The organism is Dokdonella soli (genome assembly GCF_039523175.1).
GTDB classification, from domain to species: Bacteria; Pseudomonadota; Gammaproteobacteria; order Xanthomonadales; family Rhodanobacteraceae; genus Dokdonella_A; species Dokdonella_A soli.
Window position 1 is genome coordinate 153527 of sequence record NZ_BAAAEU010000010.1, and the last position, 25795, is coordinate 179321.

At 67.7% G+C, this 25795-nt stretch carries 24 protein-coding genes; 15 read left to right on the forward strand and 9 right to left on the reverse strand.

The genetic code is table 11. From position 1 onward, the window contains the following. The first annotated feature begins 46 nt into the window (after positions 1–46). Positions 47–1297: an acetylornithine transaminase gene (locus tag ABD002_RS11340; RefSeq protein ID WP_343791109.1), complete on the forward strand. Its 1251-nt coding sequence runs from the start codon at positions 47–49 to the stop codon at positions 1295–1297. Between the two features lie 169 nt (positions 1298–1466). Next, positions 1467–2150 carry a hypothetical protein gene (locus tag ABD002_RS11345; RefSeq protein WP_343791112.1) on the forward strand — a complete coding sequence of 228 codons (684 nt, stop codon included), beginning with the start codon at positions 1467–1469 and terminating at the stop codon, positions 2148–2150. A gap of 116 nt (positions 2151–2266) precedes the next feature. Here the strand turns inward: ABD002_RS11345 and ABD002_RS11350 are convergent, their stop codons facing one another. The 4 genes from ABD002_RS11350 to thiE all read right to left on the reverse strand — a co-directional run bounded on the left by ABD002_RS11350 (position 2267) and on the right by thiE (position 5742). Next, positions 2267–2923, reverse strand: coding sequence for a helix-turn-helix transcriptional regulator (locus ABD002_RS11350; protein ID WP_343791115.1), 657 nt, complete (start codon positions 2921–2923; stop codon positions 2267–2269). Continuing rightward, positions 2920–3588, reverse strand: a complete 669-nt coding sequence (locus tag ABD002_RS11355) for a hypothetical protein (RefSeq protein WP_343791118.1) — start codon at positions 3586–3588, stop codon at positions 2920–2922. The genes ABD002_RS11350 and ABD002_RS11355 overlap by 4 nt, the downstream gene beginning before the upstream one ends. Before the next feature lie 102 nt (positions 3589–3690). Beyond that, the gene (gene hemL, locus ABD002_RS11360) at positions 3691–4983 is read right to left on the reverse strand and encodes a glutamate-1-semialdehyde 2,1-aminomutase (protein WP_343791121.1); all 1293 of its coding nucleotides are present in this window, start codon (positions 4981–4983) and stop codon (positions 3691–3693) included. Positions 4984–5106: 123 nt separating this feature from the next. Continuing rightward, the gene (gene thiE / locus ABD002_RS11365; RefSeq protein WP_343791124.1) at positions 5107–5742 is read right to left on the reverse strand and encodes a thiamine phosphate synthase; all 636 of its coding nucleotides are present in this window, start codon (positions 5740–5742) and stop codon (positions 5107–5109) included. 37 nt (positions 5743–5779) lie between these two features. On the opposite strand from thiE, the gene ABD002_RS11370 reads away from it, so the two are divergent. Continuing rightward, positions 5780–6031: a rubredoxin gene (locus ABD002_RS11370; RefSeq protein ID WP_379989066.1), complete on the forward strand. Its 252-nt coding sequence runs from the start codon at positions 5780–5782 to the stop codon at positions 6029–6031. Between the two features lie 268 nt (positions 6032–6299). Here ABD002_RS11370 and ABD002_RS11375 read toward each other — a convergent pair whose 3' ends face one another. Continuing rightward, positions 6300–6743, reverse strand: coding sequence for a DUF192 domain-containing protein (locus ABD002_RS11375; RefSeq protein WP_343791130.1), 444 nt, complete (start codon positions 6741–6743; stop codon positions 6300–6302). Positions 6744–6800: 57 nt separating this feature from the next. Further along, complete coding sequence (locus tag ABD002_RS11380; protein ID WP_343791132.1) at positions 6801–7739, reverse strand: carbohydrate kinase family protein; 939 nt, start codon at positions 7737–7739, stop codon at positions 6801–6803. Between the two features lie 283 nt (positions 7740–8022). Between ABD002_RS11380 and ABD002_RS11385 the strand changes: the two genes are divergently transcribed. The 12 genes from ABD002_RS11385 to ABD002_RS11440 all read left to right on the forward strand — a co-directional run bounded on the left by ABD002_RS11385 (position 8023) and on the right by ABD002_RS11440 (position 22023). Further along, positions 8023–9069, forward strand: a complete 1047-nt coding sequence (locus ABD002_RS11385) for a rod shape-determining protein (protein WP_343791135.1) — start codon at positions 8023–8025, stop codon at positions 9067–9069. A gap of 131 nt (positions 9070–9200) precedes the next feature. Continuing rightward, positions 9201–10139, forward strand: a complete 939-nt coding sequence (gene mreC, locus ABD002_RS11390) for a rod shape-determining protein MreC (protein WP_343791138.1) — start codon at positions 9201–9203, stop codon at positions 10137–10139. Next, positions 10136–10624 carry a rod shape-determining protein MreD gene (mreD, locus tag ABD002_RS11395; RefSeq protein WP_343791141.1) on the forward strand — a complete coding sequence of 163 codons (489 nt, stop codon included), beginning with the start codon at positions 10136–10138 and terminating at the stop codon, positions 10622–10624. The genes mreC and mreD overlap by 4 nt, the downstream gene beginning before the upstream one ends. An 11-nt stretch (positions 10625–10635) precedes the next feature. Beyond that, positions 10636–12537, forward strand: coding sequence for a penicillin-binding protein 2 (gene mrdA, locus ABD002_RS11400; RefSeq protein WP_343791144.1), 1902 nt, complete (start codon positions 10636–10638; stop codon positions 12535–12537). Then, on the forward strand, positions 12534–13652 hold the full coding sequence (gene rodA, locus ABD002_RS11405) for a rod shape-determining protein RodA (RefSeq protein ID WP_343791147.1): 1119 nt from the start codon (positions 12534–12536) through the stop codon (positions 13650–13652). The genes mrdA and rodA overlap by 4 nt, the downstream gene beginning before the upstream one ends. A 245-nt stretch (positions 13653–13897) precedes the next feature. After that, positions 13898–14803 carry a lytic murein transglycosylase B gene (gene mltB, locus ABD002_RS11410; RefSeq protein WP_343791150.1) on the forward strand — a complete coding sequence of 302 codons (906 nt, stop codon included), beginning with the start codon at positions 13898–13900 and terminating at the stop codon, positions 14801–14803. Then, positions 14800–15783, forward strand: a complete 984-nt coding sequence (locus tag ABD002_RS11415) for a septal ring lytic transglycosylase RlpA family protein (RefSeq protein ID WP_343791152.1) — start codon at positions 14800–14802, stop codon at positions 15781–15783. The genes mltB and ABD002_RS11415 overlap by 4 nt, the downstream gene beginning before the upstream one ends. Before the next feature lie 344 nt (positions 15784–16127). Then, the gene (locus ABD002_RS11420; RefSeq protein WP_343791154.1) at positions 16128–17501 is read left to right on the forward strand and encodes a D-alanyl-D-alanine carboxypeptidase family protein; all 1374 of its coding nucleotides are present in this window, start codon (positions 16128–16130) and stop codon (positions 17499–17501) included. A gap of 67 nt (positions 17502–17568) precedes the next feature. After that, on the forward strand, positions 17569–17859 hold the full coding sequence (locus ABD002_RS11425) for a DUF493 family protein (protein ID WP_343791156.1): 291 nt from the start codon (positions 17569–17571) through the stop codon (positions 17857–17859). 68 nt (positions 17860–17927) lie between these two features. Next, complete coding sequence (gene lipB, locus ABD002_RS11430) at positions 17928–18623, forward strand: lipoyl(octanoyl) transferase LipB (RefSeq protein WP_343791412.1); 696 nt, start codon at positions 17928–17930, stop codon at positions 18621–18623. Then, positions 18620–19627, forward strand: coding sequence for a lipoyl synthase (lipA, locus tag ABD002_RS11435; protein ID WP_343791158.1), 1008 nt, complete (start codon positions 18620–18622; stop codon positions 19625–19627). The genes lipB and lipA overlap by 4 nt, the downstream gene beginning before the upstream one ends. A gap of 116 nt (positions 19628–19743) precedes the next feature. After that, entirely contained in the window at positions 19744–22023 is a 2280-nt protein-coding gene (locus ABD002_RS11440) for a carboxy terminal-processing peptidase (RefSeq protein ID WP_343791160.1), read from the forward strand. Positions 22024–22196: 173 nt separating this feature from the next. Here the strand turns inward: ABD002_RS11440 and ABD002_RS11445 are convergent, their stop codons facing one another. The 3 genes from ABD002_RS11445 to ABD002_RS11455 form a co-directional block, all read right to left on the reverse strand. Then, complete coding sequence (locus ABD002_RS11445; protein ID WP_343791162.1) at positions 22197–23570, reverse strand: leucyl aminopeptidase family protein; 1374 nt, start codon at positions 23568–23570, stop codon at positions 22197–22199. Positions 23571–23652: 82 nt separating this feature from the next. Continuing rightward, positions 23653–24375, reverse strand: a complete 723-nt coding sequence (locus ABD002_RS11450) for an HAD family hydrolase (RefSeq protein ID WP_343791164.1) — start codon at positions 24373–24375, stop codon at positions 23653–23655. After that, a complete protein-coding gene (locus ABD002_RS11455; protein ID WP_343791166.1) occupies positions 24375–25742 on the reverse strand; it encodes a substrate-binding domain-containing protein in 1368 nt (455 codons plus the stop codon). Before ABD002_RS11455 ends, ABD002_RS11450 begins: the two co-directional genes overlap by 1 nt. Positions 25743–25795: the final 53 nt, after the last annotated feature.

The following is a 25795-nucleotide window of genomic DNA, read 5'->3' on the forward strand; positions in this document are numbered from 1 at the left end:
TCGCGCATAATGTGTCGTACCGTTTCCGACACTGCAGAGATCCTCCATGTCCGTCCAGTCGCCATCGCTTTCGCCGGAATCGCGCGCGCTCATCGAGCGCGGTGCGCGCTACTGGCTGCCGGTGTACCGGCCGCGCGAACTGGTGCTCGACCACGGCAAGGGCGCGCGCGTATGGGACCGCGACGGCCGCGATTACGTCGATTTCGGCGCCGGCATCGCAGTCAACGCACTCGGCCACTGCGATCCGGACCTGGTCGCCGCGCTGACCGCGCAGGCGCACAAGCTTTGGCATGCGAGCAACGTGTTCTACACCGAGCCACCGTTGCGCCTCGCCGAGGAGCTGGTCGGTGCGTCAGGGTTCGCCGAGCGCGTGTTCCTGTGCAACTCCGGTGCCGAGGCCAACGAGGCCGCGATCAAGCTGGTGCGCAAGTGGGCCGCGGCGCAGGGCCGCGCACCGGAACGGCGCGTGATCGTGACCTGCCACGGCTCGTTCCACGGCCGCACGCTGGCGACCGTCACCGCGACCGCGCAGCCGAAGTACCAGGCCGGCTACGAGCCGCTGCCGGGCGGCTTCCGCCACGTCGCGTTCAACGATATCGATGCGCTCGCGGCCGCGTTCGCGCCGGGCGACGTCGCCGCGGTGATGCTGGAGCCGGTGCAGGGCGAGGGCGGTGTGCTGCCGGCCGCAGCGGGTTTCCTCAAGCGCGTGCGCGAACTGTGCGACGCGCACGATGCGCTGCTCGTGCTCGACGAGATCCAGTGCGGCATGGGCCGCACCGGCACGTTGTTCGCCCATGTGCAGGACGGCGTCGTGCCGGACATCGTCACGCTCGCGAAAGCACTCGGCTGCGGCTTCCCGATCGGCGCGATGCTGGCGGGCCCGAAGGTCGCCGAAGTGATGCAGTTCGGCGCGCACGGCACCACCTTCGGCGGCAACCCGATGGGCGCAGCGGTCGCGCGCGTCGCCTTGCGCAAACTCTCGTCACCGCAAGTGCTCGACAATGTCGAACGACAGGCGCGTGCGCTTCGCGACGGTCTCGCCACGATCCATGCCGAGTTGGGTGTGTTCGCCGAAGTGCGTGGGCGCGGCCTGATGCTCGGCGCGGTGCTTGCCGACGAGCACAAGGGCAAGGCGGGCGCGATCCTCGACCACGCTGCCGCACAGGGCCTGCTGGTGCTGCAGGCCGGTCCCGATGTACTGCGTTTCGTGCCGCCGTTGACCATCACCGATGCTGACGTAGCCGAAGGCCTGCGCCGATTGCACGCGGCGCTCATCCGTTTCATCGCCGCGCGTTAGGCGCCGCGGCAGCGCCGGTCGATTCGCTTGCCGTTGCCTGCCGCGCGGCCTACCCTTGCCGCCGGCGCGCCGCGGCAGGGGACGCATGAGCTTGCGTGAGCACGCCTCGTCGGACGTATGAGCTTGCGTGAGCACGCCTCGTCAACTCATCCGAGAAGGGACTGTCCGAATGCGATCCGTCATCCGTGATCCGAGGGTGCCGCGCCAGCTGGCGCGCGCAATGCTGCTTTCCTCGTTGCTGTTCGGCGCCGCGCAAGCGCACGCGGACCTGATGTTTCACCAAGGCTTCGAGACGTGCTGGACGCCGTCCTCCAGCACGACGCAGTTTCTCGACAGCATGCGCACCCGCATCGAGGGCCTGCACGGCTGCGTTCCGCAGCAGTCGGGCACGACGAGCGGCGTCACCTACAGCGTATGCGGAACGCCTGCCTGCGATGGCGGGGCAATCGGTTGTCCGATCGTGCTGCATGCGCAGGCATTCAGCGGCGATTTCCCGACCGGCGTGTTCTCCGCTCCGGGCACCGCCGACAGCATCACTCTGCCGGTCAGCTACGCCAGCAGCACGTTTGGCAACGGCGCATGCAACAAGATACTGAGTGCGATCGCGCTGACGTACAAACCCGACTACACCATGCTGGTGGACGGCCCCGGCGTGTATTCCGACGCGCTTGCCCAGGTCGCCGTGACGATCAACAGCTACACGCTCGGCGGCACCACTTGCGGCCTGCTGGACGGGTTCGTGGTTCAGGCCATAACCAACGCCATCCCACAGGCGCAGAACGCGGCAGCGCAGGCGGTCAGCACAGCGTTGGCGCCTACAGTGGGCGTGACGACCTGTCCGCTGACGCCGTAAGGGCAATGCCGATCAACGCTCCGCTTTCGATGGGGCCATCCTGATTGCCTTCCGGGGGTGGTAAATCCATCCCTGTGCAAGGCGCATGAAACATGGATGGGGCCGTGCCCTGTTGACTACGGTTTGCTGGCTGCGGCCGTGCCGATGCGGAACCGGCAGGCATGCCCGCCGCGCAGCAGGCATTCCATGTGCTGGATCGGGCGGCCGGTCGCGGCCTCCATGAACGCGAGGTCGAAGCGGCACACATCCGGATGCGCCTTGGCCAGCGCATGGAACACGCAGTTGTAGGCTTCGATCTGGGTTTCCCCGTCGCGACGCACGGCCTGTGCCTCGTAGCCGAGTGCGTCGAGCTGTTCCGCCAACGCGGTCGCCACCTCGGCGGGATCGGCCGTGTCGATGCGCTCCGCGGCGGCGGCACCGAGCTCGCGGCCCATCGCGACGAGCAGCGCCTGGACACCTGCCTTGCCGGCGCTCGCATACAGATGTTCGAGGATCCCGGTCGCGATCAGGCCGTAGTTGCGCGGAAACAGCTCGCGACCGGCCGACAGCAGCACGTAGCGGGTCTGCGGCCGGCCGCCGGTCGGGCGCGCCGTGCCGCGCTCGACGAAGCCCGCGGCGATCAGCGCGGTCAGGTGCTGCCTGACCGCGTTGTGGGTCACGCCGAGCGCCTCGCACAGCGACTCGACGCTTGCGCCCTGCGGCGCGCTCAGCAACCTCCTCAGCAGTTTCTGCTGGGTGGATCCGAGTTGGCGCAGGGCGCTCGCCGGGTTCATGTCGCCTTCGCGGGGAACTGCTTGGCGATGCCGTCGGCGAGTGCGTCGGCGAACGTGTTCATGTGTGCCTGCATCGCCTTCCAGGTCGTGGCCTCGGCCTGCATGTCGCCCTTCATGATCTCGCCGATCTGCGCGGAATGATGGCCGACGTGGGTCATCACCAGGCCGCGCACCGCGGCTTCGGGCAGATTCGGATTCGCGCCGGAAAGGAATTTCGCGATTGCGTCCGCGTTCGCGGTGAGATCCTGCATGGCCTTCGCGCTGGCCGCCTTGTCGCCTGCGTGGTCCGCGTCGGTCATCGCCTTGACGCCGCCCCAATGGCCGGCGAGCAACTTCAACATGGCGGCGCCGGCATCCGCGCCGTAGAACCTGCCGACCGCATCGGCGATCTGCTTGGCGTTGGCGACCACATCGTCAGCGGCCTTCTTCGCCGCGGTCGCATTGCCGGCCCTGACCGCCATCGCATAGGCGCGCGTGTGCTGGATATGGCCCTGCCAGAGTTCGCGCAACGCGACGTGCAGTTTCGGTGCGGCCGTTGCGGCAGCGGCAGGGGCGGTGGCCGGTGGCGCGGTCTGCGGCTGGTCGGCCGCGTACAGCGTCCCGCTCGCCGCGACGGTCATCGCAAGGCCCAGCGCAATCGCGCAGGCCATCGTTGTCGTTTTCATCGGAAGACTCCTCGCATGCCGTCGCATGACGGCAGGCGCCATCCTGACGATCTTCCGGAGATAGTAAATCGATCTATGTGTAAAGCGCGTGAAGCCGTGGTCTCAGGCCGACCTTTGGGCGGCTTCGGCGAACGCTGCGCGCGCCGCCGCGAGCGTATCCGCGATGACTTGGTCCGTATGCGCGATCGACACGAAGCCCGCCTCGAACGCGGACGGCGCGAGGTAGACGCCGCGCTTCAACATGCCGTGGAAGAAACGGTTGAACATCGCGACGTCGCAGGCGGTCGCCTGCGCATAGGTTTCGACGTTCTGCGCGGTGAAGAACAGGCCGAACATGCCGCAGACGCGATTCACGCTGAACGGCACGCCGGCTTCGAGCGCCGCGGCGCTCAAGGTGTCGGTGAGGAGGCGCGTGCGGCGGTCGAGTTCGTCGTAGAAATTCGGCGTTTGGATCAGCTCGAGCATTGCCAGACCTGCTGCCATCGCGACCGGATTGCCGCTGAGCGTGCCGGCCTGGTAAACCGGGCCGGCGGGCGCTACCATTTGCATGATGTCGCGACGGCCGCCGTAGGCGCCGACCGGCATGCCGCCACCGATGATCTTGCCGAAGGTGCTCAGGTCCGGCTTGACGCCGTACAACGCCTGGGCGCCGCCGAGCGCGACGCGGAAGCCGGTCATCACTTCGTCGAAGATCAGCAGCGCGCCGTGCTGCGTGCACAGCTCGCGCAAGCCCGCGAGATAGCCGTCGCGCGGCAAGATGCAATTCATGTTGCCCGCGACCGGCTCGATGATCAGCGCGGCGATCTCGTCACCGACCTCGCTGAAGAGTTTTCGTGCCGCAGCGAGATCGTTGTAGGGCAGGGTGAGCGTGAGATCCGCCAGCGCCTTCGGCACGCCGGGCGACGTCGGCACGCCGAGCGTCAGCGCACCGGAGCCGGCCTTGACCAGGAACGCATCGCCATGGCCGTGGTAGCAACCCTCGAACTTCACGATGCGCGTGCGGCCGGTGAAACCGCGCGCGAGACGGATCGCCGACATCGTCGCCTCGGTGCCCGAGTTGACCATGCGCACGACCTCGACCGACGGCACCAGCTTCGCGATCGTCTCAGCCATCGTGACTTCGGCCGGGCAGGGCGTGCCAAACGAGAGGCCATCCTGGATCGCACGCGCGACCGCTTCGCGCACGTGCGGATGGTTGTGGCCGACCACCATCGGACCCCATGAGCCGACGTAGTCGATGTAGCGCGTGCCTTCGACGTCCCAGAGACAGGCGCCGTCGGCGCGCGCGGTGAAGAACGGCTCGCCGCCGACCGACTTGAACGCGCGCACCGGCGAGTTCACACCGCCGGGAATGCGCGCGAGGGCGCGCTGGAAGAGTTCGTGGTTGGTGGTCATGGCGCTCCTTGGGTCGTCGTCCCGGCGTACGCCGGGACCCAGCGTCTCTATCGCACACGGACAAGGCACTGGGTCCCGGCGTTCGCCGGGACGACGAGAGAAGAGGACTGGAGCGATATTGTGTTACGAACGTGGCGACTCGAACAGCTCGGCGAAGCGGCGCGCGGCGGCGCGTACATCGCGCGCGCCGAACAGCGCCGAGATCACCGCGACGGCATCGGCGCCGGCGTCGATCAGGGAGCGCGCATTGTCGGTCGTGATGCCGCCGATCGCCACCAGCGGCAGGCGGAGCGCTTTCGCGTCGTGCAGCAACTGCGTCGTCGCGTGCCGTGCCAGCGGTTTGGTCGATGAATCGAAGAACGCGCCGAACGCGAGATAGTCGGCGCCGGCCGCGGCAAAGCGTCGCGCCCGCTCCAGCGAGTCGTAGCAGGACACGCCGATGATCGCGTCCGCGCCAAGCCGCGCGCGCGCGGTCTCGAACGCCGCGTCGTCTTCGCCGAGGTGCACGCCGGCGGCGCCGATGGCCGCGGCCAGCTCGACGTCGTCGTTGACGATCAGCGGCACGCGATGGCGTGCGCACAGCGCCTGCAATGCATGCACTTCCTGCAAGCGACGCGCGTGATCGGCGGTCTTGTCACGGTACTGCATCATCGCCGCGCCGCCGTCGAGCGCGGCCGCGCAGACCTCGAGCAGGTCGGCGCGTGGGCCGTCGGTGATCGCGTACAGGCCGCGCAAGGTGAAGCTTGCAGGATCGTTCATGGTGTCAGGTCGGCTGGCCATGCGCTTTCGCGCGCTGATGCAAGCTGAGAGAATACAAATCTTCCGTTCACCGATGCGTTCCCCGATGTCCGAGTCAACCGCCACCGCGCCTATCGACGCGCCATTTCGCACCTTCATGTGCGTGGTCTGCGGCTTCATCTACAACGAGGCCGAAGGCTGGCCGGCGGACGGCATCGAACCGGGCACGCGCTGGGACGATGTGCCCGAAACCTGGACCTGCCCGGATTGCGGCGTGACCAAGTCCGATTTCGAGATGGTCGAGATCTGAAGCACGCCGGCACGATCTGCCCGCGCGACGCCACCCCCTGTCTTGTCCGCGTCACGAGCGCGCCGCGATGCCGGCACGCCGCGTTGCTTGACTGCACGCAGTCAAACAACGCGGAGTTTTTCCATGCGCATTTTCGTGCCGATCGAGGACGCCAGCGTCGATCATGAGGTGGAGCCGCTGGTGCCGTATCGCTGCGGCCTCCCCTGCGTGCATGGCCTGCGCGAAGGGTTCGTCCTGGATGAAGACGGCTGGCTGCAGTTCGGATCGCTCAGCGATGGATCTGCATCTCGTCGCCCGGAGCCAGGCCCAGCTTGCTCGCCTGGCCACCGTTGAGCTCGAGCACATAGCGCGCCGGCGCACCGCTCGAGTACGCGGGGCAGGGATCGGCCGTACACGGCGGCACGTTGTGCTGCACGCTGACCAGGCGGCGGTCCGCATCGAAGAACAGCATGTCGAGCGGGATCTTCGTGTTCTTCATCCAGAACGCACGTGGCGTGTCGTCCTGGAACACGAACAGCATGCCGTGGTCCGCGGCCATCTCGGTGCGATCCATCAGGCCGTGCTCGCGCGACGCATCGTTGTCGGCGATCTCGATCGAATAAGTCTGGCCCTTGAGCTCGACGGAGGGACCCTTGGCTGCGCAAGCTTGGATCGACACCGTCAGGACGAGGGCCAGGAGTACGAGACAGGGCGAGCGGAAAGAGCGGTTCATGGCGGTCCTAGGGAAATCGGTTCGTCCTTCGATACCTCAGGACGAACGGTGGGGGGTTCAGCCCAGCGCGTAGCCGAACTGTTCCTTGAACTCCGTGGCGAACTGCGCGTAGTCGAAGCGCTGGTTCTGCGTGCCCGGATGCTCGACCTTCAGCGCGCCCATCAGCGAGGCGGCGCGGCCGACGGTTGGCCAGTCCATGCCGCGCATCAGCGCGAAGATCAGGCCGGCGCGATAGGCGTCGCCGCAGCCGGTCGGGTCGACGATCTGGCGCTCGCGCGCGGGCGGGATCTCGTGCGTGGTGCCGTCGCGTGTGTGGATCACCGAGCCGCGCGGGCCGTGCGTCACGATGTAGGCCTGGGTGCGCTGCGTGATCTCGCTGGCGCTCCAGCCGGTGCGCGCCTGCAGCAGCTGCGATTCGTAGTCGTTGACGATCACGTAAGTCGACTTGCTGATCATCGTGCGGAACTCGTCGCCGCTGAACAGCGGCATCGCCTGACCCGGATCGAAGATGAAGGGCACGCCGCGCGCGGCGAACTCGTTGACGTGCTGCAGCATGGCCTCGCGACCGTCCGGGGCGACGATGCCGAACGTTACGCCGGGCACGTCGCGCACATGGTTCTCGTGCGAGCTCGACATCGCGCCGGGATGGAACGCGGTGATCTGGTTGTTGTCGAGGTCGGTGGTGATGAAGCACTGCGGCGTGAACTGGTCGGCGAACTCGCGGACCTGATCGAGGCGGATGCCGCACTTGATCAGGTGTTCGCGGTACGGTGCGAAGTCCTGGCCGACCGTGGCCATCGGGATCGGGTCATCGCCGAGCAGCTTGAGGTTGTAGGCGATGTTGCCGGCGCAGCCGCCGAACTCGCGGCGCATGCGCGGCACCAGGAACGACACGTTCAGGATATGCACCTGATCGGGCAGGATGTGCTTCTTGAACTGGTCCTGGAACACCATGATGGTGTCGTAGGCAAGCGAACCGCAGATCAGTGCTGACATCGAAGGATTTCCGGAAGAGGCGCGGCGGTGCACGGGCGAATCGCCGCGCAAACCGGCGAAGCTTACCCGAGCCGCGCACCGAACCGGAATCCTCGCCGGCTGCGGCCTCGCCGTGTCGGGGCGGCCGGAAATGTCGACTGCGCCACGTTCCTCGCGGGTCCGGGACGCGCGGAAACCTGCGCCGGACAAGGGTTTTTTAACCTTCCCGTCCTTGCCCGCCCGCGCATTGCTGTCTACACTCGCGCGCTTTTCTCGCACTTTACGCAAGGCGCGCGCCGCACTCATGTTCAAAGGTCTCCGCGGACTCTTTTCCAACGATCTCTCGATCGATCTCGGCACCGCCAACACGCTGATCTACGTGCGTGGCCAGGGCATCGTCCTCAACGAACCCTCGGTGGTCGCGATCCGACAGGACCGCGGCCCGGGCGGCCCGCGTTCGGTCGCGGCGGTCGGCGGCGATGCCAAGCGCATGCTCGGTCGTACGCCGGCCGCGATCGTCACGATCCGGCCGATGAAGGACGGCGTCATCGCCGACTTCACGATGACCGAGGAGATGCTCAAGCAGTTCATCAAGAAAGTGCACCGCGCGCGCATGTTCCGGCCCAGCCCGCGCGTGCTGGTCTGCGTGCCGTGCGGCTCGACCCAGGTCGAGCGCCGCGCGATCAAGGAATCGGCCGAGTCGGCCGGCGCACGCGACGTCTACCTGATCGAGGAACCGATGGCTGCGGCGATCGGCGCCGGCATCCCGGTGCACGAGGCGCGTGGCTCGATGGTGCTCGACATCGGTGGCGGCACCTCCGAGGTCGCGGTGATCTCGCTGAACGGCATCGTCTATTCGCAGTCGGTGCGCATCGGCGGTGACCGCTTCGACGAGGCGATCATCAACTACGTGCGCCGCAACCACGGCACCCTGATCGGCGAATCGACCGCCGAGAAGATCAAGATGGAGATCGGCTGCGCCTTCCCGCAGTCCGAGGTGCGCGAGATCGAGGTGTCCGGGCGCAACCTTGCCGAGGGCGTGCCGCGCATGTTCTCGGTGAACTCGAACGAGATCCTCGAAGCGCTGCACGAGCCGCTGTCCGGCATCGTCAGTTCGGTGCGCAGCGCGCTCGAGCAGACTCCGCCGGAGCTGTGCTCGGACGTCGCCGAGCGCGGCATCGTGCTGACCGGCGGCGGCGCACTGCTGCGCGACATCGACCGCCTGATCTCGGAAGAGACCGGCCTGCATGTGCACGTCGCCGACGATCCGCTGACCTGCGTCGCGCGCGGCGGCGGCCGGGCCCTCGAGCTGATCGACCAGCACGGCAGCGATTTCTTCGCACCGGAATGAAAAGCAGTGATGGGTGATTCGTGATTCGTGATTGGAGGGAAGCGGGCGCGAAACCTGGGTGAGAGAGGTCTGACGCGTAAGGTTCGTTCGCTTTTCCGAATCACCAATCACCGATCACGAATCACCGCCCCATGCGCACCGACAACGCCACGCTGTTCGCCGAGGGCTCGGTCAGCACGCTGCGCCTGATCGTCTATCTCGCTTTCAGCGTTGCGCTGATGGTGCTCGACCATCGTGGCCACTACCTCGAGGTGCTGCGTCGCACGGCCAGCGCGCTGGTCGAGCCGGCCTATCGTCTGGCCGCGTTCCCGGCCGATGTCGCGCGCGCCACGCGCACCGCGGTCGCGACCCAGGACCGCCTCGCCGGCGAGAACCGCGAACTGCGCGAACAGCTTTTGCTCGCGCAGGCGCGCCTGAACCGCCTGGACACCCTGGTCGCGCAGAACGCGCGGCTCAAGGGCCTGCTGGATGCGCAGAAGAACCTTGGTCTCTCCGTGCAATTCGCACGGCTCGTCGATGTCGATCTCGACCCGTTCCGCCACCGCATCGTGCTCGACGTCGGCACCAACCAGGGCATCGCGATCGGCCAGCCGGTGATCGATGCGCATGGCGTCATGGGCCAGATCATCGAGGTACTGCCGAACACCGCGGTCGCGATGCTGATCACCGATCCGACCCATGCGATCCCGGTCGTCATCGAACGCACCGGCCTGCGCACGATCGCCTACGGCAGCGGTGCCATCGACCGCCTCGAACTGCCGAACATTCCGATCAGCGCGGACGTGAAACCTGGCGACAAGCTGCTCACTTCGGGGCTTGGCGGGCGCTTCCCGGCGGGTTTTCCGGTCGGCGAGATCGGGTCGGTCAGCAACGACAAGAGCGGCATGTTCGCGGCCGCGACCGCGCGGCCGTCCGCCGCGCTGGACCGCAGCGGCGAGGTGCTGCTGCTGCGTGACCAGCCGCAGCCCTACGGGCCGCCTGCGCTGCAGGGCGAGATGGGGCCGCCGGCCGAACTCGCCGGCCCGGCGCCGGATGCGCCGCCAGCCGCCGCCGCGGCGACTTCGCCATGAACCGCGCACGCGTTCAGGGTTGGCTGTTCGCCGGCAGCTTTGCGCTGGCGTTGCTGCTGCAGTTGATGCCGCTGCCGCTGGCCCTGGCGCCGCTCAAGCCGTACTGGATCGGCCTGGTGCTGATCTACTGGGCGATCGAGATGCCCGAGCGCGTCGGCCTCGGCTTCGCGTTCCTGTTCGGCATGGCCGGTGACGTGATGACCGGCGAACTGCTCGGTGAGCAGGCGCTGCGCCTGGTCGTGCTCGCGTTCATCGTGCTGCGCTTCCGCGCACGCCTGCGCTTCTTCCCGATGGGACAGCAGACGCTGGCCGTGCTCGCGTTGCTGCTCAACGATCGCATCGTGATGCTGATGGTACGCGGGTTCTCCGGTGAGGCGATGCCGCCAGCGACGTTCTGGCTGGCGCCGCTGACCGGAATGCTGGCGTGGCCGTTCGTGTATCTGCTGTTCGACGATCTGCGCGCACGCCTGCGCGCGAGCGAATAGCGGGTCCGGAGATGCCCCGCGCATTCAAGCCGTTGAAGGAGGCGCGCCACGAGGCCGCGCTGTTCCGGCGCCGCGCGCTGGCCGGCTTCCTGATCATCGTCGCCTGCCTGATCGTGCTCGGCGTGCGCTTCAGCGTGTTGCAGGTCCGCCAGCACGACGAATTCAGCGCGCGCTCGGAGGCGAACCGCGTGCTGACCCGCCCACTGGCGCCGGCGCGCGGCCTGATCTACGACCGCAACGGCGTGTTGCTCGCCGAGAACGTCGCGGCATTCCGGCTCGAAGTCACGCCGGAACACGTGCGTGACATGCCGGGCCTGCTCGCCAGGCTCGGCGGGATCGTGCCGATCAGCGACGACGACATCGCGCGCTTCAACGCGCTGCGCAAGAGCAAGCGTTCGTACCAGAGCGTGCCGCTGCGCATGAAGCTGTCCGAGGAGGAGATCGCGAAGTTCTCGATCAACCGCTGGGCCTTCCCGGGCGTCGAGGTCGTGCCGTACCTGACTCGCTCGTATCCGCTCGGCGCGGAGTTCGCGCACACCGTCGGCTACGTCGGGCGCATCGACGAGGACGACCTCGCCAAGCTCGACAGGGGCGACTACGCCGGCACCACGCACATCGGCAAGACCGGCGTTGAGCGCTACTACGAGGATCGCCTGCACGGTGAACCCGGCTACGAGCAGGTCGAGGTCAATGCCGATCATCGTCCGTTGCGCGTGCTCGATCGCGTCGCGCCGAAGCCCGGCCAGAACCTGTACCTGACCATCGACTCGCACCTGCAGGAAGTCACCGAGGCCACCTTCGAGGGTCGCGCGGGGGCCGCGGTCGTGATCGATCCACGCAACGGCGAGGTGCTGGCGATGGTCAGCGTGCCGAGCTTCGATCCGAATCCGTTCGTGAACGGCATCGCCGGCGTGGACTACGCGGCCCTGCTCAACGCGCCGGACAAGCCGCTGCTGAACCGGGTCATCCGCGGCGGCTACGCGCCCGGCTCGACGATGAAGCCGTTCGTCGGACTTGGCGGCCTCGAGCTCGGCCTGCGCCGGCCGAGCGATACCGTGCTGTCGACCGGCGAATTCTTCATCCCGGGCCAGTCGCGTGCCTACCGCGACGACGTGCGCGGCGGCCAGGGCCGGGTCGACCTGGTCCAGGCGATCGCGAAATCGGTGAACACGTACTTTTATTCGCTGGCGCTCGACATGGGCATCGATCGCTTCAGCGATTTCATGGATCGCTTCGGGTTCGGCAGGCCGACCGGCATCGACCTGGTCGGCGAAGGCAAGGGCGTGCTGCCCTCGCGTGACTGGAAGCGCGGGCGCTTCAACCAGGCCTGGTATCCGGGCGAAACCGTGATCGCCGGCATCGGCCAGGGCTACTGGGTGGTCACGCCGTTGCAGCTCGCGAACGCGGTCGCGACATTGGCCGACCGCGGCCAGCCGCACACGCCGCACCTGCTGCGCGCGGTGCAGAGCGGCCTCGACGGCCGACCCGAACCGGCGCCGCGCGTGGCCGCGCCAGCGAACGTGATCAAGCGGCCGGACAACTGGCTGGCCGTGCAGCAGGGCATGATCGAGGTGGTCAAGAGCGGCACCGCGCGCGGGCTCAACGACGGATTTCCGTACGCGATTGCCGGCAAGACCGGCACTGCCGAGCGCTATTCGCGCACGACCGAGGAGTGGACCAGCATCAGCGCCAGCCCGATCGAACGCCACCAGGTGCTGTTCGAGGCGTTCGCGCCCGCCGACGATGCGCGCATCGCAGTGATCGTCGCGCTCGAGGCCGGCCGCAGCGGCGCGCACGACGCGGCACCGATCGCGCGCAAGATCCTCGACGCGTGGCTGCCGGGCGACCAGGAACAGCAGGGCCGCGACACGCGCACCAAGATCGCCGCCGCGTCACCGGAGCCGGCGCGATGATCGACGAACTGATCCTCGAATGGCGTCACCGCCTGGGCTCGATGTGGCGCAAGCCGCGCGTCGACCTGCCCCTGCTGGGAGCCTTGCTGCTGCTGATGGGCGTCGGCCTGATGACGCTGTACAGCGCCAGCGACCTCGATCGCGGTCAGGTGATCTCGCAGGCGCTGCGCTTCGTGCTCGGACTCGTGCTGATGGCCGCGATCGCGCGCATCCCGCCACTGACCCTGCGCAACTGGACGCCGTGGCTGTACGCGGGCAGCGTGGTGCTGCTGGTCGTCGTCGTCGTGCTCGGCGAGGGCCGCGGTGCGAACCGCTGGCTGGACCTGCGCATCGTGCGCTTCCAGCCGTCCGAACTGCTCAAGCTGACCATGCCGATGATGGTCGCCTGGTATCTCAACGGGCGACCGCTGCCGCCGGGCTGGACCACGCTCGGCGTGGTCGGCGGTCTGATCGCGATTCCGGCCGCACTGGTCGCCAAGCAGCCCGATCTCGGCACCGCACTGCTGATCGCCGCCAGCGGCGCGTTCGGCGTGTTCCTCTCCGGCTTGGCCTGGTGGCGCATCGGTGTGCTGCTCGGCGCGTTCGCGGGTGTGGTGCCGGTGGCCTGGCACTTCCTGCACGACTACCAGCGCAATCGCGTGCTGACCCTGCTCGACCCCGAGGCCGATCCGCTCGGCAACGGCTGGCACATCATCCAGTCGAAGATCGCGGTCGGCTCGGGTGGCCTATGGGGCAAGGGTTGGCATCACGGCACGCAGTCGCGCCTCGAATTCCTGCCCGAACACACCACCGATTTCATCTTCTCGGTGTTCGCCGAGGAATGGGGCCTGGTCGGCGTACTGCTGTTGCTCGCGCTGTACGTGTTCATCATCGCGCGCTGCCTGTGGATTGCGGCCGAGGCGAAGGACACCTATGCGCGCCTGCTCGCCGGCGCGATCAGCATGGCGCTGTTTGTCTACGTGATGGTCAACGGCGGCATGATCACCGGCATGCTGCCCGTGGTCGGCGTGCCGTTGCCGCTGGTGAGCTACGGCGGCACCTCGGCGGTCTCGCTGCTCGCCGGTTTCGGCGTGCTGATGTCGATCCACGCGCATCGCAAGATGGTCGCGAGTTGAGAGATACGCCGGCGAGGCGCGGTTCGGCATCGCCGCGGATCACGGAGGTCCACGAAGCGACTGATCTTCCTGATCCGGCATCGCTCACCCTCCAGCGTCTCCGGCGTTCGAGATGCTACATTACCCGCATGTTGGAAGCCGTTCGCGCCGCGTGCGCTCATCTTGTCCTCGCGTCGGTCTGCGCCCTGGGTGCGGAGAGTGTCTTCGCTTCCGCACAAAGTGCTGGTGTCGAAACGGTAGAAACGGTGGAGCGCGCATTCGCGGCCGAGGTCGCGAAGGCCGGCGGACCGTCCGAATCGAGTGTGCTCGCCACACTGGCGGGTGCGAAGATGCAGCAGAGCATCCTCGATGCGATCGCGCGCCCGGCCGAGGCGACCAAGCCGTGGAGCGAGTACCGGCCGATCTTCCTGACCGACAAGCGCATCGATGACGGCATCGCGTTCTATCGCGCGAACCGCGTGCTGCTCGATCGCATCGGCAACGAGTACAGCGTGCCGCCGCAGGTCGTCGTCGCGATCATCGGTGTGGAGACCGGCTACGGGCGCATCACCGGCAAGTACCGCGTGCTCGACGCGCTGGCCACGCTCGCGTTCCACTACCCGCCGCGCGCCACATTCTTCCGCGGCGAGCTGAAGCAATTGTTCCTGCTCGGCGACCAGCAGCTCGCCTACCCGATCGATGAACTCAGGGGCTCGTACGCCGGCGCGATGGGCTGGGGCCAGTTCATGCCGACCAGCATCGCGAAGTGGGCGAAGGACGAGGACGGCGATGGTCGCATCGACCTGTGGAATTCGCTGCCCGACATCACGGCCAGTGTGGCGAACTATTTTGCCGCGCACGGCTGGCAGAAGGATCAGCCGGTCGCCGTGCGCGTGCAGGCGGCCAGCGACGCGCGCGCTCTCAATCCCGCCAATTTCGAGCCCGTCTATCCGGTGCAGCAGATGGAGGCCTGGGGCTATGCGCCGATCGAGTACGTCGACGCCGACGTCGCCTCGACGCTGCTCAGGCTCGACGGCGAACGCGGCCCCGAATACTGGCTCACGTTCAAGAACTTCCAGGTGATCACGCGCTACAACAAGAGCCCGCTGTATTCGATGGCGGTGTGGCAGCTTGCCCAGGCGATTGCCGCGGGCGCGGCGACACCGCCGTGACGCGCGGGCGCGTGCTGATCCTGGTCGGCGTGGCCATAGCGCTCGCGGCCTGCGCCGGCCACAAGCCGCGGCGCGACGCGGGCCCTTCGTCTGCGTCCGGCCCGCGCAGCGGCCGCCTGCCGGCCGAGACTGCCCGGCCGCAGTCCGAACGCTACAGCCAGAATGACGACAATGGCCCGGCCGCGCCGCCGATCGATGTCAGCAAGATCCCCGAACCGGTACCGAAGGACGAGCCGCGCTCGCGCTATGGCAACAAGGAAACCTACAGCGTGCTCGGCCAGACCTACCGTGTGTTGTCCGACGGAAGCGGCTATGTCGAGCGCGGCATCGCCTCGTGGTATGGCAACAAGTTCCACGGCTACATGACGTCGTCGTTCGAGCCGTATGACATGTACGCGTTCACCGCCGCGCACAAGACGCTGCCGCTGCCGAGCTACGCGCGCGTGACCAACCTCGACAATGGCAAGAGCGTGGTCGTGCGCGTCAACGACCGCGGACCGTTCCACGAAAACCGCATCATCGATCTCTCGTATGCGGCCGCGGTCAAGATCGGCGTCTGGCCGAAGGGCACCGGGCTGGTCGAGGTACGTGCGATCGATCCCGCGCATCCGGATGCGCCGTTGCCGGCGACGCGCACTGCTGCGGTTCCGGCGGCGCTGCCGCGTGCGGCCGCGCCGGCCCGTGAGGTTGCCGTACAGGCGCCTGCGCCCGTGTCTGCGCCCGCGCCCGACAGCGGCGGTGCCCCGCGTATCTATCTGCAGCTCGGCGCGTTCGGTGAGCGCGGCAATGCCGAGCGTGCGGCTGCGAGCGCGGCGCGCGCAGGTCTCGATCACGTCGACATCCAGTCGATCGCGGTCGCCGGACGCACCGTGCACCGCGTGCGCGTGGGGCCGCTCGCCGACGTCGACGCGGCCGATGCGCTGACCGCGCGCATCGAGAAGCTCGGGCTCGGCGCGCCGCGTGTCGCGATCGAACACTGAATGAGCACGCCTTTGCGCCATGAACGCAGGGCATACCGCGGTCGCAGCGCTACCGCTCACGTGATGTTTTGGCGGGCACGCTCTGCGACAATTCCGCCTTTGGAGCGGTTTCAAGAACCGCTCCCGCACATGGATGTGCGGCCGCGTCGGGCACGCAAGTGCTTGACGCGACAGACGTGGCGCGGCTCTGCCGCGACCGTTGTTTGCACGGTGTCCGCCTGGAGCGGACACGAACGGCGAAGCCGGGCCGAAAGGCCGAGCCGCAGGATGCGGCGAGTAACCCGCGGCAGGATGCCCGGTTTTGCCAACCGACTATTGATCCATTGCAGGACCGGATTCCCGAAATGAAGTTGTCGTCTCTCGTCGCCCTCGTCGCCCTTGTGTTCGCCAGCGCCCAGCTCGAAGCGCGCACCAAGCATCCGCAATCGGCCCCCGCCCAGCAGCCGTCGCAGCAGGCGGCCGCACCGGCGACGCCCGCACCCGCCACCGAGTCGACGGCGACGAGCGCGAATCCGAACCTGCCGACGCCGCAGCCGGTACCCAAACCGGCTCCCGCGACGCCGACGCCGCAGCCCGGCACGCCAGGCGCCGGGCCGACCCCGCCGCCGCCCGCGATCGAGGCGAAGGGCTGGGTCCTGATGGACTATGCCAGCGGCCAGGTCCTCGCCGGCGACAATCCCGATGCACGCGTCGCGCCGGCCTCGATCACCAAGGTGATGACCTCGTATGTGGTCTCCGCCGAGCTCGCGCACGGCAAGATCCACATGGATGACCAGGTGTTCATCAGCGAGCGCGCGTGGCGCTCCGGCGGCGCCGGCACGGACGGCTCGACCAGCTTCCTTCAGCTCAACAGCAAGGTGGCGCTGAAGGATCTGCTGTACGGCATGATCATCCAGTCCGGCAACGACGCCGCGATCGCGCTCGCCGAACACACCGCAGGCTCCGAGGAAACCTTCGCGCAGCTGATGAACCAGTACGCGGCGAAGCTCGGCATGACCGGCACGAACTTCGTCGATGCGAGCGGCCTGCCCAATCCGAACCACTACACGACCGCGCATGACATCGCGCTGCTGTCGCGCGCGCTGATCCACGACTATCCCGAGGAATACAAGATCTACGCGATCAAGGATTTCGAGTGGAACGGGATCAAGCAGCACAACCGCAACACGCTGCTGTGGCGCGACTCGACCGTCGACGGCATCAAGACCGGACACACCTCCGAGGCCGGCTTCTGCCTGGCCACCTCGTCGCTGCACGGCGACCAGCGCCTGATCGCGGTCGTAATGGGCGCACCGAGCGAGAAGCAGCGCGCCGACGACAACCAGGCGCTGCTGAGCTATGGCTTCCGCTTCTTCGAGACGCACAAGCTCTACGAGGCGAACAAGCCGCTGGCGACGCCGGAACTCTGGAAGGGCGCGGTCGCGAGCCTGCCGTTGGGCATCGCCGAGGATGTGCTGATCACATTCCCGCGTGGCCGCTACGCCGACCTCAAGGCCAGCCTCGACATGCCGGCGCGTCTGGTCGCGCCGATCGGCAAGGGCAAGCAGGTCGGCACCTTGAAAGTGCAACTCGACAACAAGACATTGCTGGAACGGCCGCTGATCGCGCTGGCCGACGGCGCTGAGGGCGGCTTCTTCAAGCGCATGTCCGACGGCGCGTGGATGTGGTTCAAGGGCGATGCCGGCGGCAACGTGTCGGCGGCGCCGAAGGGCAACTGATCCGGACCAGATTACGACGCGAGGGCGCGCCGCGCAGACGGCGCCCCCCAACAAGGTGAATGGCTTGATGAAAGATCTTGACGCAATCCAGGCGCAGAATCCGGAGCAGGGCTTCCAGTTCCCGGGTGTGTTCGAGATCACCGCGATGGGCGCGGCGGCTGCCGCGCTGGAGAGCCGGGTGCCGCAGATCCTCGAACAACTTGGCCTCAGCGTGCTGGCCGGCTCGGTGCGCGTGCGACCCTCGCGTGAGGGCAACTACGTGTCGGTCACGGTCAGCTTCACCTGCCCCGCACGCAGCAAGTACGACGAGGCGCACGCCGCGCTGCGTGCCGATCCGGATATCCGCTGGACGCTTTAGAGCCAGTCGCCGGGAATGGCAGAAGCTGAAGAGATGCGAAGGACTTGAGCGCCGATTCCCCATTGCCGATGGCCGACTCGCGGCCCCTGATCGTCCGCCGTCCGCCCGGTCTGCAACCCTACGAACCGGTCTGGCGCGCGATGCAGGCGTTCACCGACGCGCGCGGGCCGGACACGCCGGACGAGCTCTGGGTGCTCGAGCACGAACCGGTGTTCACGCTCGGCCAGGCCGGCAAATGGGAGCACGTACTGCTGCCGGGCGACATCCCGGTGGTGCCGGTCGACCGCGGCGGCCAGGTCACCTACCACGGCCCTGGCCAGATCGTTGCGTATCCGCTGTTCGACCTGCGCCGACTCAAGGTCGGGGTGCGCGAGCTGGTGAACCGCATCGAGCAGGCGATCATCGACACGCTGGAGACCTGGAACATCGTCGCGCTGCGCCGTGATGGCGCGCCGGGCGTCTATGTCGGCGGCGCCAAGGTTGCCGCGCTTGGCCTGCGCGTGCGCCGCGGTTGCTCGTTCCACGGTCTCGCGTTCAATGTCGCAATGGATCTGGAGCCGTTCCACCGCATCAATCCGTGCGGTTATCAAGGCCTTGCGGTCACCCAGGTGCTAGACTTGGGCGGACCGGGATCGCTCGCCGCGGTGGAAGCGGTCCTGATCGGTGAACTGGCCCGCCAGTTCGGGCTGACGCCCACACCCGCCGCCTCCGAAATCCCCCGCATTCCGACCGACGACGTCCCGCGCGTCGCGCAGCCCGCATGAGCGAAACCCAGAAGACCATCCCGTTGACCCTCGTCGAGCAGGCGCCCGTCCACCCAGTGCCCGTCGAAAAGCAGCTCGGTGAGGACAAGATCGCGCGCAACCGCGCCGGGTTCGCCGACGCGCCGATCCTGCGCAAGCCGTCCTGGATCCGCGTGCGCATCCCGCCCGGCAATGCGGTCGCGAAACTCAAGGCCAAGCTGCGCGAGAACCGCCTGGTCACGGTCTGCGAGGAAGCGTCCTGCCCGAACATCCACGAATGCTTCGGCAAGGGCACCGCGACCTTCATGATCCTCGGCGAGGTCTGCACGCGGCGCTGCTCGTTCTGCGACGTCGCGCACGGCCGGCCGAAGCCGCCCGATCCGCTCGAACCGGCGCACCTGGCCGGCACGATCCGCGACATGGACCTGAAATACGTCGTGATCACCTCGGTCGACCGTGACGACCTGCGCGACGGCGGCGCCGCGCATTTCGCGGCCTGCATCAAGGCGGTGCGCTTCGAGAATCCCGGCATCCGCATCGAGATCCTGACCCCGGATTTCCGCGGCAAGGGCCGCATGGAACGTGCGCTCGAGGTGCTCGCCGCGGATCCGCCGGACGTGTTCAACCACAACCTCGAGACGCCGCGCGCGCTGTACCGCGAAGTGCGTCCGGGCGCCGACTACGACTGGTCGCTGGACCTGCTCAAGCGCTTCAAGGCGCAGCACCCGGACGTACCGACCAAGTCCGGAATCATGCTCGGACTCGGTGAGACGTTCGAACAGGTCGAGGAAACGTTGAACGATCTGCGCGCGCACGATGTCGATATGGTTACGATCGGCCAGTACCTGCAGCCGACCACGCATCACCACCCGGTGCTTCGCTACTGGACGCCCGACGAATTCAAGGCGTTCGAGGAACTCGGCTACCGCATCGGTTTCGAGCATGTCGCGTCGGGACCACTGGTGCGCTCCTCGTACCACGCGGACGAGATGGCGCACGCGGCAGGGTTCGTTCAGGTCGCCTAGAGTCCAAATGGGGCCTTGATAGCCGGCTCCTCTGGTTGGGAAGTCCGCACAGGATGTGCGGTTTTGATTTTTTCCTTTCGCGAAAGGGATTTCGCGTGAAGCAACGGAGACACGCAATGCGGAAGTTCTTGCTCACCCTGGTCCTCACCGCCCTGATCGGGCCGGTGTTCGCCAAGCCCGCACCGGAGGCAGGTGCGCCGCTGCTCAAGGCGACTCCGGCCGAGGGCGAGGCGGCGATCTGGGCGACGCGCTTCCTGACCCGCTTCCACTACAAGCCGATGCCGCTCGACGATGCGATGTCGGAGAAGATCTTCAAGCGCTACCTCGATGCGCTCGATGGCGACCGACTGTTCTTCACCCAGGCCGACATCGACCATTTCGCGGCCTACAAGGACAAGCTCGACGACGCGATCTACGACCAGAACCTGGCCGCGCCGTTCGCGATCTTCAACATCTACGAGCAGCGTGTCGGCGAACGCGTCGCCTACGCACGTTCGCAACTCGCCAAGGGCTTCGACTTCAGCGTCGACGAGAGCTACCAGTACGACCGCGAGAAGGCGGTGTGGGCGAAGGACGACGCCGCAGTCAACGACCTCTGGCGCAAGCGCATCAAGAACGACTGGCTGCGTCTTAAGCTCGCCAGCAAGTCCGACAAGGACATCCGCGACACACTCGACAAGCGCTACGCGAACTACCTCGACCGCGTCCACCAGCTCAACAGCGAGGACGTGTTCCAGACCTTCATGAACGCGTACGCCTCGTCGATCGAGCCGCACACCAACTACCTCGGCCCGCGCGCGTCGGAGAACTTCGACATCGCGATGAAGCTCTCGTTGGAAGGCATCGGCGCGGTGCTGCAGCGCGACGATGACTACACCGCGATCCGCGAGATCGTGCCAGGTGGTCCGGCCGCGCTGTCGAAGAAGATCAAGGTCGGCGACCGCATCGTCGGCGTCGGCCAGGGTGAGAACGGCCCGATCGTCGACGTGGTCGGCTGGCGTCTCGATGATGTCGTCGAGAAGATCCGCGGCGCCAAGGACACCGTGGTGCGCCTCGAGGTGCTGCCCGTGGATGCAGGGCCTGACGGCAAGCACGTCATGCTTGCGCTGGTCCGCAAGAAGGTCAGCATCGAGGAGCAGGCCGCCAAGAAGTCGGTGATCGAGGTCAAGAACGGTGCTCGCACGCGGCGCATCGGCGTGATCTCGCTGCCGACGTTCTATCAGGATTTCGATGCGCGTCGCCGCGGCGACAAGGACTACAAGAGCGCGACGCGCGACGTCGAGCGCCTGCTCGGCGAACTCAAGACCGACAAGGTCGATGGCGTGATCGTCGACCTGCGCAACAACGGCGGCGGCTCGCTCGCCGAGGCGACCGATCTCACCGGCCTGTTCATCGACAAGGGCCCGGTCGTGCAGGTGCGCAACGCCGGCGGCCAGGTCGAGCAGGAGGAGGACACCAACCCGGGCATGGCCTGGGACGGCCCGCTCGCGGTGCTGGTCAACCGGGCCTCGGCGTCCGCATCGGAGATTTTCGCGGCCGCGATCCAGGACTATGGCCGCGGCGTGATCATCGGCGAGCCGACGTTCGGCAAGGGCACCGTGCAGAACCTCGTCGACCTCGACGACGTCGCGCACAACGAGAAGCCGACCTTCGGCGAGGTCAAGATGACCATCGCGCAGTTCTTCCGCATCAACGGCGGCTCGACCCAGCTGCGTGGCGTCACGCCGGACATCAGCTTCCCGCTGACCGTCGACGCCAAGGACTTCGGCGAATCGAGCTACGACAACGCGCTGCCGTGGACCTCGATCGCGCCGGCGAAGTACCAGCCGGTCGCGGACCTGAAGCCGATCGTGCCGATGCTGCTCGAGCGCCACAACGAGCGCATCGCGAAGAACATCGAATGGCAGAACCTGCAGTCCGACCTCGCCGACATGCGCAAGCTGCGCGACGAGAAGACGGTCTCGCTGAACGAGCAGGTGCGCCGCAAGGAGCGCGACGAGCAGGAGGCCAAGCGCAAGGCGCGCGAACTCGCCAGCGGCGACGCAACGCCGGCCGCGGATCCGGCCAGCAAGACCCTGCAGAAGATCAACGACGACGCGAAAGGCAACGCGTCCGCCAGGCGTCGTGCGACCGTCGGCGCCGATGCGCAGGCGGCTGACGCGAAGACTCCCCCGGTCGCGAAGGACGCCTCATCCGAGGACGACGGCCTGCAGCCCGACGAGCGCAGCATCAGCAGCGACCTCAAGCGCGAGCAGGACGCAAAGAGCAAGCGCGACGTCGTGCTCGACGAGGCCGCGCACATCCTCGCCGACGAGATCGGTCTGATCCGCACCGACACCAAGTTGGCCGCGCGCGTGCTGCCGCGCGGCGTGGTCACGCCGGTCGAGGTCGACTGAGCGCGATCGGCACGTCTGCAGCCGGTGCCTTCTTGTAGGAGCGGCTTGAGCCGCGATGCTGTTGCCAGCCGTGAACACCATCCCTACTCACCCCTCCCTTGAAGGGAGGGGTGACGCATCGCGGCTGAAGCCTCTCCTACATTTGTGCGGAGCCGGAATCGCGCTCGGCAGGATCAGCGATAGCGTTGCTGCAGGAACGCGAAATACGCGCGCAAGCCCTGCGCCTCGCCGCCGCGCGGATGGCCGGGTTTGTCGGCGTCGTTCCAGGAATACACGTCCAGATGCGCCCAGGCCTGCGCCTCGGGCACGAAGCGCTCGAGGAACAGCGCCGCGGTGATCGAGCCGGCATGGCGTGAGGCGCCGGCATTGGCTAGGTCCGCGACGTACGAGTCGAGCATCGCCAGGTAGGGCCGCCAGAGCGGCATGCGCCACAGCGGATCGCGCGCGCCGTCGGCGGCACCCAGCAACGCGTTCGCGATCTCGTCGCGGTTGGCGAACAGTGCCGGCAGCTCGGGCCCGAGCGCGACCCGCGCCGCACCGGTTAGCGTCGCGAAGTCGAGGATCAGGTCCGGCTTCTGCTCCGCCGCGTACGCGAGCGCATCGCAGAGCACGAGGCGGCCTTCGGCGTCGGTGTTGTCGATCTCGACATTGAGGCCGGCGCGCGTCGTGATCACCTCGCCGGGCCGGTACGCGTTGCCGGCGATCGCGTTCTCGACGGCCGGGATCAGCAAGGTCAGCCGCACCGGCAGTTTCGCCTCGAGCACGAGGCCGGCCAGCGCGATCGCGTGCGCGGCGCCGCCCATGTCTTTCTTCATCCAGCGCATGCCGTCGCCGGTCTTGATGTCGAGGCCGCCGGTGTCGAAGCAGACGCCCTTGCCGACCAGCACCAGATGCGGCGCGTCGGCGGCACCGTGCGTGAGTTCGGCCAATCGCGGCGCGCGGTGGCTGGCGCGGCCGACCGCGTGGATGGTCGGGAAATTCTCCGCGAGTAATTCATCGCCGACCCACTCGCGGTAGGCCGCGCCGTGGCGTTCGGCCAGCGCACGCACCGCGCCGGCCAGCTCGGCCGGGCCCATGTGTTCGGTCGGCGTGTTGATCAGGTCACGCACGCGGTAGATCGCCTCGGCCATCGGAGCGATGCGCGTGGCGGTCGCGGCGTCGATCACGAGCTGGGCCGGCGCGCGCATCGGCTGCTTGTAACGCGCGAACTGGTAAGCGCCGAGCGCCCAGCCGAGCGCGATGTCGCCGGCATCGAGCGCGAGGCTGCGCGCGTCGAGCGCGTATCGGCCTTCCGGCAGGCGCACCGGCAGCGAGGCCAGGCTGAAGATCGGATCGCGGCGGTCACAGCCGGCGAGCACCGCGCAGGCTGCGCCATCGGCGCCGGGCAGCGTTACGAAGCGTCCGGGTTCACCGGCGAACGCGTTTGCGGCGCACCAGCGCTGTGCCGCGTCGCCGAACGCGGCGATGGTCGCCGCGAACGTCTCGCGGTCGATCGCGAGCAGCGGCGTCGCGTCGCCGGCATCCGCGGAAATCACCCATGCATTCATTGCAAATCCTCGTTGTGAAACCTTTGCTGGTCATCCCGGCGGCTCTCAACAGCCGAACGGCTGGTCAGGCCGGAATGACGAGCTATTTCGTTTTCCCTTGATCTTCAATCCAGCGTGCGAGTTCGCCAAGGTCGCGGATTTCGAGATCGGGTGTCGCGTCGGCGTGCGCCGGGTATTGCGCGACACGCTCCGCCCACGTCGCCGCGTGGCGGTTCAACCATGCGGTGTGCAGCCCGGCCGCGTGCGCGCCGATCACATCGAGCAGCGGATCGTCGCCGACATGCAGCACGTTCTCCGGCGCGACGCCGAGGCGCGCGCAGGCCTCGTGAAAGATCGCGGCAGCCGGCTTGGCGACACCGAGCTCGCGCGCCGAAATGCTGTGCCGGAAATGCTGGCGCAGGCCGATCCGCTCGAGGTCCGCATTGCCGTTGGAGATGCTGACCAGCGGCAGGCGCGCCGACAGCGCCGCCAAGGCGGGCAGCGCATCGGGGTAGCAGTCGACGCGGTTGCGCGCCGCGTAATACACCTCGAACGCGGCGTCGACATGTTCGTTGCCGATGCCGCAGGCGGCGAATGCGCGTTCGAGTGTGAGCAGCCGCTGCGTGGTGAAATCGTGCGAGAGATCGGGGCGCTCCGCCGAGACCTGCTCGCGCAGGTCTCGCAGCGCGGCGATCGGCCACGCCTCGGCGACCGCGGCGTGGTGGCGTTTGAGCCAGTCGTCGAGATGCCGCTCGGCGGCGAGGATCGCCGGCTCGATCGGCCACAGCGTGTCGTCGAGATCCAGCGAAACCGCGAGGATGCGCATCAACCGCCGTTCGCGCCGCCGCTGACGTTGCCGAATGACGCCGCTTTCGGCGCAGCGGCCTGCGCGTCGGCCTTCGCGGGCATCTTGGTTTTCTTCGGGGCCGGCTTGGTTTCCTTGGCGACCTTCGCCTTCGACGGCGCGCCGGTCGCGTGCTTCGCGGGAGCGGTCGTTGCCGCCACGGACGTTGCGGCGGCGGCGCTCGTCGCGGCCGTCGCCTGGGCGGCGCTTGTTACTGCCGCCCGGTTCGCGGCAGCCTCGCGTTCGGCCGCCTTCTTCGCTTCGGCGCGGGCGAGGTTCTCGCGCGCAGCCTGGGTCGACTCCGCAGTCGGTGCGACGGCGACCTTGGATTCCAGCATTGCGCGCGGTGCGGACACCGGCGTCGGCGGCTGCGCCGCTGCGGTCGCGGGCGCGGCCTCGGCGGCTTCGGCCGCGGCGATCGCCGCGGTCGTGCCCGGCGCGCGGCCGAGCTGTGCATCAAACCAGTCGATGCGCTTGGTCTCGCGCGCGGCGAGGTCGAGGACGTCGCTGATCGGTACCAGCTGGTGGCGGCGCAGGATGTCCTTCGCGGTCGGCGTGCCGAGGAATTCGACGAAGCGGTCGATCGCGGCCTGCTTCGGCGAGTTCGCGGGCGTCACCAGGTAGAGCTTGATGTAGAGCGGATAGCTGCCGTCGACGATGCTGGCCGTCGATGCGTTGATGCCGTCGACCTGCAGCGCCTTGACGCTCTTGTTCGTCCAGGTGCCGGCCAGCGTCGACAGGCCGAGGCCGGCCGGGTCGATCGAGATCGCTTCCTCGAGCTTGCTGGTGTTCATGTAGAGGCGCGGAGCCGCTACGCGCTGGTCGCCGCGACCGAACACGAGTTGGCGCAGCGAGTATTCGACACCGTCGAGCGATGCCGCGATGCCGTACAAGTTGATCGGTTTGTCCTCGCCGCCGAGCTCCTTCCAGTTCGTGATGCGGCCGAGGTAGATGTCGTGCATCTGCTTCAGCGTGATGCTGTTGACCGGGTTGCGCGGGTGCGTGATCAGCACCGCGGCGTCGAGCGCGCCCGGCACGAAGGTCAGGTTCGCTTCCTCGGCACGGCGTGCGTACTTGCCGCGCGCGCTGCCGGCAAAGTCGGCGCTGCCCTGTGCGACCGCGTCAAGGCCGGACACGGTGCTGAACGGCTGCAGCGTGATCTTGCCCATCTTGCCCTTCGCGTATTCCTTGGCGAGATCCTCCATGAGCGCGCGGCCGGTCGCGTGATCGCCGCGCCAGACCAGTTCATCCGGCGCCGCGGCGGGCGCGGGCGAGGCGAGGCAGAGGAGGAGGAACGCAAACGCGAGCGAGGCAAGGGAACGGCGTGGCGACATGGTCGGAAGATTCACGAAAATGGGGGAAAAACGGCCGCAACCTTACCACGCGACCCCGCGCGTTGCCG